Origin of the sequence: Nonomuraea sp. JJY05, assembly GCF_043496855.1 — a bacterium.
In the GTDB taxonomy this organism is placed as follows: Bacteria; Actinomycetota; Actinomycetes; order Streptosporangiales; family Streptosporangiaceae; genus Nonomuraea.
Genome location: NZ_JBIEIS010000100.1, coordinates 1 through 10,869 on the forward strand (window position 1 = coordinate 1; position 10,869 = coordinate 10,869).

The 10,869-nt window shown below is 69.2% G+C and carries 8 protein-coding genes; 4 read left to right on the forward strand and 4 right to left on the reverse strand.

The features are described 5' to 3' along the window. Nucleotides 1–45: 45 nt before the first annotated feature. Complete coding sequence (locus tag ACFKCF_RS61195; protein WP_394506665.1) at nt 46–1,479, reverse strand: aldehyde dehydrogenase; 1,434 nt, start codon at nt 1,477–1,479, stop codon at nt 46–48. Nucleotides 1,480–1,602: 123 nt separating this feature from the next. Then, nucleotides 1,603–4,620, reverse strand: a complete 3,018-nt coding sequence (locus ACFKCF_RS61200; protein WP_394506667.1) for a M14 family zinc carboxypeptidase — start codon at nt 4,618–4,620, stop codon at nt 1,603–1,605. 202 nt (nt 4,621–4,822) lie between these two features. On the opposite strand from ACFKCF_RS61200, the gene ACFKCF_RS61205 reads away from it, so the two are divergent. After that, nucleotides 4,823–5,719, forward strand: coding sequence for a hypothetical protein (locus tag ACFKCF_RS61205; RefSeq protein WP_394506669.1), 897 nt, complete (start codon nt 4,823–4,825; stop codon nt 5,717–5,719). Here ACFKCF_RS61205 and ACFKCF_RS61210 read toward each other — a convergent pair. Continuing rightward, complete coding sequence (locus tag ACFKCF_RS61210; protein ID WP_394506671.1) at nt 5,701–6,996, reverse strand: GH1 family beta-glucosidase; 1,296 nt, start codon at nt 6,994–6,996, stop codon at nt 5,701–5,703. The genes ACFKCF_RS61205 and ACFKCF_RS61210 overlap by 19 nt on opposite strands. Nucleotides 6,997–7,053: 57 nt before the next feature. Between ACFKCF_RS61210 and ACFKCF_RS61215 the strand changes: the two genes are divergently transcribed. After that, nucleotides 7,054–7,692 (forward strand): TetR family transcriptional regulator, encoded by a 639-nt coding sequence (locus tag ACFKCF_RS61215; RefSeq protein WP_394506673.1) that lies wholly within the window; start codon nt 7,054–7,056, stop codon nt 7,690–7,692. Nucleotides 7,693–7,819: 127 nt separating this feature from the next. Here the strand turns inward: ACFKCF_RS61215 and ACFKCF_RS61220 are convergent, their stop codons facing one another. After that, on the reverse strand, nt 7,820–8,743 hold the full coding sequence (locus ACFKCF_RS61220; RefSeq protein ID WP_394506675.1) for an aldo/keto reductase: 924 nt from the start codon (nt 8,741–8,743) through the stop codon (nt 7,820–7,822). 75 nt (nt 8,744–8,818) lie between these two features. Here ACFKCF_RS61220 and ACFKCF_RS61225 point away from each other — a divergent pair, with 75 nt between their 5' ends. After that, a complete protein-coding gene (locus tag ACFKCF_RS61225; protein WP_394506677.1) occupies nt 8,819–9,184 on the forward strand; it encodes a MerR family transcriptional regulator in 366 nt (121 codons plus the stop codon). A 36-nt stretch (nt 9,185–9,220) separates the two neighbouring features. Further along, on the forward strand, nt 9,221–10,666 hold the full coding sequence (locus tag ACFKCF_RS61230) for a penicillin-binding transpeptidase domain-containing protein (RefSeq protein ID WP_394506679.1): 1,446 nt from the start codon (nt 9,221–9,223) through the stop codon (nt 10,664–10,666). Nucleotides 10,667–10,869: the final 203 nt, after the last annotated feature.

The following is a 10,869-nucleotide window of genomic DNA, read 5'->3' on the forward strand; positions in this document are numbered from 1 at the left end:
GAAGAGGGGCCTCGCGGCATGCCGCGAGGCCCTTCTTCGCCGGGGCTAGCCGAGCCGCGCGATCGTCTTGTACTCCAGGTAGCCGTTCAGGCCCTCGGGGCCCAGCTCGCGGCCGATGCCGCTGGCCTTGTAGCCGCCGAAGGGCGCGTTGGTCTCCAGCATGAAGCAGTTGACGCCATACGTGCCGGTGCGGACCTGGCGGGCCACGTCCATGCCGTGCTCGGCGTCGGCCGTCCACACCGAGCCGGCCAGGCCGTAGTCGCTGTCGTTGGCGATGCGTACGGCGTCCGCCTCGTCCTCGTACGGGATCACGGCCAGGACCGGGCCGAAGATCTCCTCGCGGGCGATGCGCATCTCGTTGGTGACGCCGGCGAAGACGGTGGGGGAGACGTACCAGCCGCGATCGTAGGGCCGGTCGAGGCCGCCGACGACGACCTTGGCACCCTCGTCCATGCCGATCTTGATGTAGCCCTCCACCCGGTCCTGCTGCCGCTTGGCCACCAGCGGGCCGATGCCGGTCGCCGGGTCGGCGGGGTCGCCGACGGGCTGGGAGTTGACCATGTTCGCGACGGCCTCGACGACCTCGTCGTAGCGGTTGCGCGAGGCCAGGATGCGGGTCTGCGCCACGCAGGCCTGGCCGTTGTTCATGAGCGAGGCGATGGACAGGAAGCCCATGCTGGCGGCCAGGTCGGCGTCGTCCAGGACGATCGCGGCGGACTTGCCGCCCAGCTCCAGGCTGACCCGCTTGAGCTGCTCGCCGCAGATGGCGGCGATGCGCCGGCCGGCCGCCGTCGAGCCGGTGAAGGCCACCTTGTCCACGCCGGGGTGGGAGATCAGGTGCTCGCCGGCCTCGCGGCCGGCGGCCACGATGTTGAGCACGCCCGCCGGGATGCCCGCCTCGATCGCCCACTCGGCCAGCAGGTACGCGTCCAGCGGCGTCTCGGGCGCCGGCTTGAGCACGATGGCGCAGCCGGCCAGCAGCGCGGGCGCGACCTTGGTCATCGTGACGAACTGGGGCACGTTCCACGGCACCACGGCCGCCACCACGCCCACCGGCTCCCTGCGCACGGTGATCGGGCCGAACAGGCCCGGCCGCTGCTCCTCCTGCTCGAACGTCTTGCCGAGCTCGGCGTAGTACTGCAGCATGCCCAGCGGCTGGGGCGCCTGGGCGAGGTTGGAGAACGTGATCGGCGAGCCCATCTCCTCCGTGATGAGCTGGGCCATCTCGCCCTGCCGCTCGTTGTAGATCGCGGCCAGCCGGCCGATGACCTCGGCCCGCTCGGCGAACGTCATCCGCGGCCACGGCCCGTGGTCGAACGCCTCCCTGGCGGCCGCGACCGCCCGGTCCATGTCCGCGGCCGTGCCGTCGGGCACCTGGCCGACGACCTCCTCGGTGTGCGGGGAGACGACATCTATCGTTGCGGTGCCCGCGGGGGCCACCCATTCGCCCCCGATGAACAGCGTGTCGTGCCGGCGCATGTCGTGACCCTCCTGCTTGACCGAATGCTTGCTTGTTTCCGGACTTCCTCAAGGTGACCGAACCATGTTCTGTCCGGACACGCAAGAGGGGTGCGGCACGCTCTGCCGCACCCCTCTCCGGCTCTAACCGAGCAGGTGCTTCATGGATCTCTTGACGAGGTCGGCACGCGTGGCCGGGTCGGTCACGCTTTCAGCGCCGAAGCCCAGGTAGACGGTGTCCTTGGTGACGATGCCGGCACCCTCCTCGAAGACCTGGTCCGTCCTGAACCAGTTGTTGATCGACGGCGAGGTGCCCTCGGGAGGCGCCCCGACGGCCCAGCCGCCCAGGTCCGACTCGAACGAGGTCTGCTCGGTCGTCACGCCGTCCAGGGCGACCGCGAAGTCGTCCAGGAAGACGCCCGCGCCCTGGGTGCTCCAGTCGCTGATGTAGGAGATCGACAGCTCGACCTGCTTGCCCGCGTACGGGGTCAGGTCGATCTTCCACTGCTGCCAGCCGGCCGAGTTGCCGGTGGCCGCGTTCCAGGCGCCGGAGGTGCCCGTGGACTCGCAGTTGGGGCCCTGGTAGCGCCGGGTGAACGGGTGGATCGTCCACCAGCCCTCGCCGCCGCTGGGCGGGTCGCAGCTGCTGCCGGTCACCTGGGTGGTGTGCCCGTTGGCGTCCGGAAGCATGGTCCAGTCGTCGCCGCCGGCCGTGTGCGCCTCGACCGCGAGGTAGTCCCAGGTGTTCTCGGTGTCGTACGAGGTCCAGAACGTCAGCTCGCCGCTGCTCTTGCCGGTGAGGTCGATCGTCTTGGTCAGCCGCTTCCACGAGACGTCGGCGATGCCGCTGTAGACGTCCCATGCCCCGGAGTGCGGGTCGAACGGGCCGCCGGGGCGTACCCACTTGACCTGCGCCGAGCTTGCGAACAGCGGGAACTGCTGCGCGGGCAGGATTGCCGAGGTGGCCACGAACGAGTTGGTGTGGCCCGGCTCGATCGTCGCGCCGAAACCGTCGAACGTGCCGCCGTTGCCCGCCAGCCCGAACGGCTGGCCCGTGTTGTGGTCGGTGCCGGCGTCGTCGAAGAAGACGTACGCGCCCAGCCAGTACTGCTGGAAGTCGTTGAACACCGGGATGCACGGCGGGTCGTCCGGCACCGTGCACTCCGGCTGCGCCGGCTGGTCGGGCTGGTAGTAGTAGGCGCCGTTGTTGTTGGCCGCGAACGACGGGTACTTGCCGGCGTGCAGCAGCTTGCCGCCCTCGTTCAGGTAGTCGCGGACCGCGAGTTCGGTGTCCACGCCGCCCTTGGAGGTCGTGCCGCCCACCTGGCCGGGCGACCTCGGGATGATGTCGTCGCCGGTCTCCCACACCACGGCCTTGTAGTGGCTGAGCACGCCCAGCGGGTGCGGGGCCTTGCGGCCCGCCTTGTCCATGTCGTACACGTCCGAGGTGTAGCCGGCCGCCGTGAGCGCCGCGGCGTACTCGTCGGCGTACTTGGCCTCGGTCACGCCCTGCGCCGGGCTGAGGCCCGTGACGTCCTCCGTGGCCAGGATCAGCACCTTGCCGCCGATGTCGGTCGCCACGGTGTAGGTGAAGTCGGCGCTCTTCCTGCCGATCGAGGCGAACCAGACCTTCACCTTGTCGCCCGGCTTCGTGCCGGTGATCTTGCCGCGGAGCCGGTGGTAGTAGCGGTTGTAGCCGCTGCCGTACCGCTCGCCGCCCTTCCACTCGCCCGTCAGGACGGTCCTGGTACGGCCGCCGTTGACCTGGTAGTTCAGGACGACCGGGCCGAGCTTGCGCTTGGCGTCGACCTGGACGACCTGGTCCTTGCCGTAGCTGACCTCGAACGGGTCGATCTCGAAGTCCGGGGTCTTGTTGCCCAGGTGGTTCACCGGCTCGACGGGGTTGACCGCGGACCTGGCCACGTCGAGCGCGAACGGCAGGCCCTTCTCGAACTCCGCCTGCACCAGCGCCTCGTCGTCGGGGAAGACGAATCCGCAGCCGTCGCAGCCCTCGTTCAGCTCCGGCGTCCACGACAGCGTGCCGTACTGGCGGTGGGCGTGGTCGTTGGTGTCGCCGTTCGTGGTGTACAGCTCGGCGCCGAGGTCGGGGTCGAAGCCGGGGACGGCCGGGTTGGCGTCGTTGCCGGTGAGGGCCTCGTAGATCGGGTTGTCGGCCGTCTCCGTGGCGATCTGGAAGCCGCTCGGGTAGAGCAGCAGCGGGCCGTAGGAGTGGTAGTTGAGCTGCATCTCGAACCCGATGCGCCTGAGCAGGCCGTCCATGGCCCTGGTCTCCGGCTCGCTGGCCGGGGCCGTGCCGCGGTAGGTGTCGCTGCTCGGGATGCTCGACGAGCCTTCCTCGTCGTAGTGGAAGTTCGTCGGGAAGTTCCGGTTCGGGTCGACGCCGTCGCCGATCGTGATCTTGCCGTCACCGTTGACGTCGCGCAGGTTCTTGCGCCACAGGCGGTTGCCCTCGGTGAACGTGAAGTCGTAGCCGTCGGGGTTGGCCACCGGCACGAACCACAGCTCGCTCTTGTTGAGCAGGTCCTTCAGCGCGGCCTTGTTCGCGGTCACGTACTTCAGCAGCCGCATGTCCACCTCAGTGGCGATCCACTCGCGGGCGTGCTGCGTGGCGGAGTAGAGCGTCGAGGGCTTGATGCCGTCGGGCAGCAGCCGGGCGCCCGTGGTGACCTTGACGGCCAGGATGTCCTGGCCCTTCAGCGACTTGCCGATCGACTGGAGCTTGACGATGTCCTTGTTGGCGTTCGCGATGGCCTTGAGCTGGTCGGCGATGCCGCCCGTCTCGGAATAGGACTTCCACACGGTGTAGCCGGAGGCCGCCTGCGCCTTGGCGGCCTCGAGCTGGGTCTGTCCCTGGGGATTGCGTACGGGCTCGGGTTTGTGGCCGAGCTTGCGCAGCGCGTCCAGGTCGGCCTGCGCGGCGGTGAGCTCGATGTGCTCCTGGTCGCCCTTGTTCTGCTGCTGGACGACGTCGAAGCCTTTTTCCCTGAGTGTCTGCGCGGTGCCCGGGGCGCTGTCGAGCTGGTAGAGCTCGATGCGGTCGCGGGGCGGTAGCGGGTCCACGGACGCCTGCGCGGTCGTGGCCACGATGGACGTGCCTAAGCCGAGGATGACGGCGGTGGCGAGGGTCAATGTTCGAGACACGATCTGCCCCTTCGCAGAGACGAGTTCGATCGCCATCTCAGACCGTTGGAGCGATCTAGACAAGGCCCAATCTTTAGGTCCGCCTTAATTCGGACAAATCATCAGAAATGTCGCCAATGGTGCGGCAGTTCGGCCGTTCGGGTGACAGGCATCAAGATCATCTTCTATAGTTTCGGTCCGTCTATGAGGGGAGGGGGCGGGTGTGAGAACCGGGCGGATCGCCGTTCTTGTCGCCGTCCTCGCCGGGCTGCTCGGCCTCCCCGCGCCGTCTCCCGCCGCGGCCGACCCCAGCCCAACTGACCTGCGGAAACTCACCAAACAGGCTGAGCTGCTCGAAAAGCGCTACCGCGGCCAGATCCAGAGCCTGGAGGAGATCAAGCTCCAGGTGAAACGGGCCACCACCACGTCCGGCACCCTTCAGGCCCAGCTGAAGGCGGCGCAGGCGGACGTGGCGGGCATCGCGCAGACCGCGTACATGGTGGGGCCTCTCGACACCTTCCAGCTCCTCACCCCCAACGTCGACCCGACCATGATGCTGGGGCAGGCGGCCAACATGACCTACATGGCCGACGAGCGCACCAAGCGGGTGCAGAGCGTCCAGAAGCTGATCGACAGGTCCAAAGAGGCGAAGATCGCCGCCAACGACAAGATCGAGAAGCTGCGCAAGGAGATCAAGAACCTCCAGAGCAAGCAGCGCGAGGTCGAGAAGCTGCTCGCCAAGTACGGCTTCCAGCAGCCCGGCGGCGCCGAGGGCCTGACCCAGCGCATGATCGACGTGCGTGCCGACATCATGCGGAACTTCCCGATGAAGTACGGCGTGGGCTGCCTTCGCCCCGGCGACCCCGGCGAGCACGGCAAGGGCCGGGCGTGCGACTTCATGATGTCGCGTGGCGGCACCATGGCCACCGGGTCCGACGAGGCCCGCGGTGACGCCCTGGCCGACTACCTGATCAAGAACGGCGCCCGGATCGGCGTCATGTACATCATCTGGAAGCAGCGCTACTACGACATCCGGTCAGGCGGCGGCTGGGACCCGATGTCGGACCGCGGCGGGGTCACGGCCAACCACTACGACCACGTTCACGTGTCGGTGTTCTGAGCCCGGAGGTGCTCCCGCAGCCAGCGGTAGGAGGCCTTCGGGGTGCGGCGCTGGGTCTCGAAGTCCACGTGTACGAGGCCGAAGCGCTGGTGGTAGCCCTCTGCCCACTCGAAGTTGTCCAGCAGGGACCAGACGAAGTAGCCCCGCACGTCCACGCCCTCGGCCATGGCCCGGCGCATCGCCGCGATGTGGCTCTCCAGGAACTCGACGCGGGCGTGGTCCTCCAGCGTGTCGTCGGTCGAGCAGCCGTTCTCCGTGATGAGGACGGGCGGGAGCGCGCTGCCGTACCTGGACCTGAGGCCGGTCAGGAGCTCCCGCAGGCCGTCGGGGACGACCGGCCAGCCGAACGCGGTGGTGGGGTAGCCGGTGACGCCCGCGTCCGTGAAGGGGAGGCCCTCGCCGGTGGGGGCGGCGATGCGGGTGGGGTTGTAGTAGTTGATGCCCAGGCCGTCCAAGGGGGCGGCGATGATGTCGAGGTCGCCGTCTCGGACGAAGTCGACGTTCTGGGTGTACGCCGACAGGTCCGGATATTTGCCGAGAAGTACGGGGTCGTTGAAGAGACGGTTGTGGAGGATGTCGTAGGCCTCCGCCGCCTTCAGGTCGGCTTCCTCCTGGGACGCGGGCCAGACCGGGGTGCAGTTGTTGGTGATGGCCACCTGGCGGGCGCCGGCCGCCCGCAGGGCCTGCACGGCCAGGCCGTGGGCGAGGAGCTGGTGGTGGGCGGCGGGGAGCGCGTCCGTGAGGAGGGCCTGGCCCGGGGCGTGGATGCCCATGGCGTATCCATAGGCCATGTGGACGAACGGCTCGTTCAGGGTGATCCAGAGGGGGACGCGGTCGGCCAGGCGGGCGGCTACGGTGGCGGCGTACTCGGCGAAATTTCCTGAAATATCGCGATTGATCCACCCGCCGCGGTCCTGCAACGCCTGCGGCAGGTCCCAGTGGAACAGCGTCGGCACCGGCTGGATGCCCTTCTCCAGCAGCGCGTCCACCAGCCGCTCGTAGAAGTCGAGCCCCTCCGCGTTGACCTCGCCGTCCCCCTGTGGCTGGACGCGCGGCCAGGCGATGGAGAAGCGGTAGGCGTTCACCCCGAGCCCGGACATGAGCTCGACGTCCTCACGCCACCGGTGATAGTGGTCGCACGCGACGTCCCCGGTATGCCCGTCCCTGGTGCGGCCCGGCTCGTGGGCGAAGGTGTCCCAGATGGAGACACCCCTGCCGTCCTCCTTGACCGCGCCCTCGATCTGGTACGCCGCCGTGGCCGTCCCCCACAGGAACATCCCGGGCTCCTTTCGTCTATGGGAACTTTAATGTCAGTAATAGGTCAGGATGGGGTCATGACGAGTACTTTGCGCCGCCGTCCCGCCCAGCGCCGGAGCGTGGAGCGGGTGGAGCGGATGCTCGACGAATGCGCGATCCTGCTCGACGAGGTCGGCTACGAGGCGATGACCACCAAAGAGGTCGCACGCCGCGCCGAAGTCCCGATCGGCACCTTCTACCAGTTCTTCCACGACAAGCAGGGGTTGGTGCGGGCGCTGGCGCGGCGCAACCTCGAGGCGTTCCTCTCCCGCGTCATCGACCGCATCCCCAAGGCCGACCTCGGACACTGGACGGACCTGGTGGATCTGGCCATCGACGAGTTCGTCGCCATGAAGCGCACCACACCGGGGTTCGCCGTGCTGGACTTCGGCGAGGTTTTCCTTGGCCCCGGCGGCCCGACGATCGGCGGGAGCAGGACGGCGCTGGACGGGACGCAGGAGAACAACATGGTGGTGGCCGAGCGGCTGCGCACCCTCACCCTCGAACTCCTGGACGCGCCCGTGGGGCCGGGGCTGGATCGCGCGCTGCTGGTGGCGGTGGAGGCGACGGACGCGGTGCTCAAGCTGGCCTTCCGCGTGGATCCGTCCGGCGACGCGCTGCTGATCGCCGAGTGCAAACACCTCGTCCGCCGCTACCTCGCCGACCACCTCGCCTGACCACCCCTCCCACCCGCTCCCCGAGACCCGCCCTTGCCCTCGACGCACCGCTCCCGCCACGTGGCATCGCCTCGCACGACGGAGACCACCCGGTCGCACGCCGAGATCCGGCGCCGGGGCCGGCCCATTAGGTGGCGGTGTCGAGGCGGGTGCGGAGGTCGGGGTCGAGTTTGAGGTCGGCGGCGGCGATGGCCTCCTCCAGCTGGGCCATCGTCGAGACGCCCACGATCGGGACCACGCCGTCGGCCAGCAGCCAGGCCAGCACCACCTGGTTGGCCGTGGCGCCCAGCTCGTTCGCGACCTCCCGCAGCACCGTGAGCCGCCGCGTGGTCCCCGGGTGGTCGTAGATCTCGGGGACGGGCCGGTCGGGGCGCGTGTAGCTGCCGAACATCAGCGTGTTGTACGCCCACAACGTCAGGTCAGGCTCGGCGGCCAGGTAGTCGAAGGTCTCGTCCGTGGCGAGCCTGTGCCCCGACTCCGCCGGTTTGGTGAACGGGCGCGGCCGCAGGTAGGTGTGGCGGAGCTGGAGGTAGGTGTAAGGGATCCAGCCGTGGGCGGCCGAGACGTTCCTGGCCCGTTCGAGGCGCCAGGTCCCCATGTTGCTCGCCCCCGCGCCGCGGATCTTGCCGGCCTGTGCGAGCTCGTTGAGCGCACCCAGGGTCTCCTCCAGCGGGACGGAGCGGTCTTCGATGTGCGACCAGTACAGGTCGATGCGGTCCGTGCCCAGTCGCCGCAGGCTGCCTTCGGCGGCCTTGGCGATCGCGGAGGCGGACAGGCCCTCGGCGGAGTCCAGGGTGGTGTCGCCGGGGACCGTGGGGCGGGCGCCGCCCTTCGTGCTGATGAAGATCTCGTCGCGGTTGCCGCGGGCGGCCAGCCACGCGCCGATGGCCAGCTCGCTCTCGTCGCCCGACCGGCCCTCCACCCAGAACGGGTAGTTGTTGGCCGTGTCGAGCATCGTGCCGCCGGCCTCGTGGAAGCGGTCCAGGATGGCGAACGTGTCCCGCAGGTCGACGGTCGTGCCGAACGGAATCGTGCCGAGTGCGATGTTCATGGGCCCGACTTTGGGAGCTGGAGCGCGCTCCATGTCAAGCCCGTTGACCTGGAGCGCACTCCAGGTGGGATCCTGATGTACGTGAGCGTCTACACACCAGCGGAAGTCGTCGAGGAGACCGGCTTCAGCATCGACACCCTGCGGTACTACGAGAAGATCGGCCTGCTGGAGCGTGTCGGGCGCAACGCGGCCGGCCAGCGCAGGTTCAGTCAGGAGGACGTCGGCTGGCTCGGCACGCTGCGCTGCCTGCGTGACACGGGCATGCCCATCGCCAAGATGCTCCGCTTCGCCGAGCTCGTACGCGCCGGAGACCACACGATCCCTGACCGGATCAAGCTGCTGGAGGAGCACGACCGGCAGGTCAGGGAGCAGATCGACAAGCTGGCCGAGCGGCAGAAGTACATCCACAACAAGATTGGCTACTACCGCAGCCAGCTCTAGCCCTGCCTTTGCGGTCCGGCTGTTAAACCAAGATCCATGGCCGGATCGAGGGCGGAGCGGATCGACGAGCCACTGCGCCGTGTCGCCAGGCTGTGCGCGGCGATGCTGTTCCTGTTGCTGGCGCACGTGACGGTCGTCCAGGCGTTCGGCTCGCGCGAGCTCAACGCCGACCACAGGAACGTGCGGCCGCTGATCGCCAGGTTCGACCATCCGCGCGGCGACATCCTCACCTACGAGGGCACCCCGATCGCCGCGAGCCGCCCGACCGGCGGCGGCCCGTACCTCTACCGGCGGGTCTACCAGGACGGGGAGCTGTACGCGGCCGTCACCGGGCACATGTCGCTCTACCGCTCGACCGGGATCGAGCAGGCGCGGGACGAGGTGCTGTCCGGGGAGGATCCGAAGGTCAAGGTGCGGTCGCTGGTCAGGGGCGGCGTCGTGGAGGGGGCCGACGTCCGGCTGACGATCAGCGAACGGGTGCAGCGGGCCGCGTTCCAGGAGCTCAGGACGATGGGGCTCCCGGGAGCGGTGGTGGCCGTCAACCCGGCGACGGGGGCGATCCTGGCACTCGCCACCTATCCGACCTACGACCCGAACACCCTCACCACCTTCGACGCCAGGCGGCTCCACGAGACCGCGCGCCTGCTCCGGCAGGATCCGTCGCGCCCCCTGCTGAACCGGGCGCTGAACCGGCTCTATCCGCCCGGGTCCACGTTCAAGCTGGTGACGGCGGCCGCGGCGCTGGCGTCCGGCGAGTACACCCCGACCGCGCTGGTGGACGCGCCCGTCCGGCTGCGGCTTCCCGGGACGCCGACGGTCCTGCAGAACGCGGGCGGCGGCGGGTGCGGCAAGCAGAAGCCGACGCTCACGGACGCGTTCCACGTGTCCTGCAACACCGCGTTCGCCAACATCGGACTGCAGCTCGGGCAGGACCTGCTCAGGGACCAGGCGGAGGCGTTCGGGTTCAACGCACCGAACCTGACGATCCCGCTCGTCGCCACGGCCAGCCGCTATCCGCTGACCATGGATCGGGCGCAGACCGCCCTGTCGGCCATCGGGCACCATGACAGCCGGGTGACGCCGCTGATGGTCGCCATGCTGTCGGCCGCCGTGGCCAACAACGGGACCTTGATGCGGCCGTACCTGGTGGAGGAGGTACGGCTGGCGGACGGCTCGGTCATCGACCGCGCAGGCCCCTCCGTCTACCGCAAGGCCGTGTCGCCGGCGTTGGCCAAGAGCCTGGCCGCGATGATGACGATGGCGCCGCGCACCGGGAAGTCGGCGGCGGCCACCCCCAAGAGGGCCGCCGCGGCCGTCATGTCGGAGGTCATCCCGGGGACCGACGACCACGCGCTCGTCACCGCCTTCGCGCCCGCCGACGCGCCCGAGGTGGCGGTGGGGGTCGTGCTGGAGCACCCCGGGGCGCGGGCCGACGCGGTGACCTCGATCGCCCGCGCGGTCATCGAGGCCGCCCTGCGATGAGGGCCTGCGCAGCCGCCCTGCGACGAGGGTCAGCGGTAGGCGGCGGCCTGGAGGGTGTAGAGGTCGGCGTAGAGGCCGTTGAGTGACATCAGGGTGTGGTGGTCGCCCTGTTCGGTGATCCGGCCGTGGTCGAGGACGTAGATGCGGTCGGCGTAGCGGACGCTGGCCAGGCGGTGGGTGATGAGCAGGACGGTGCGGCCGTC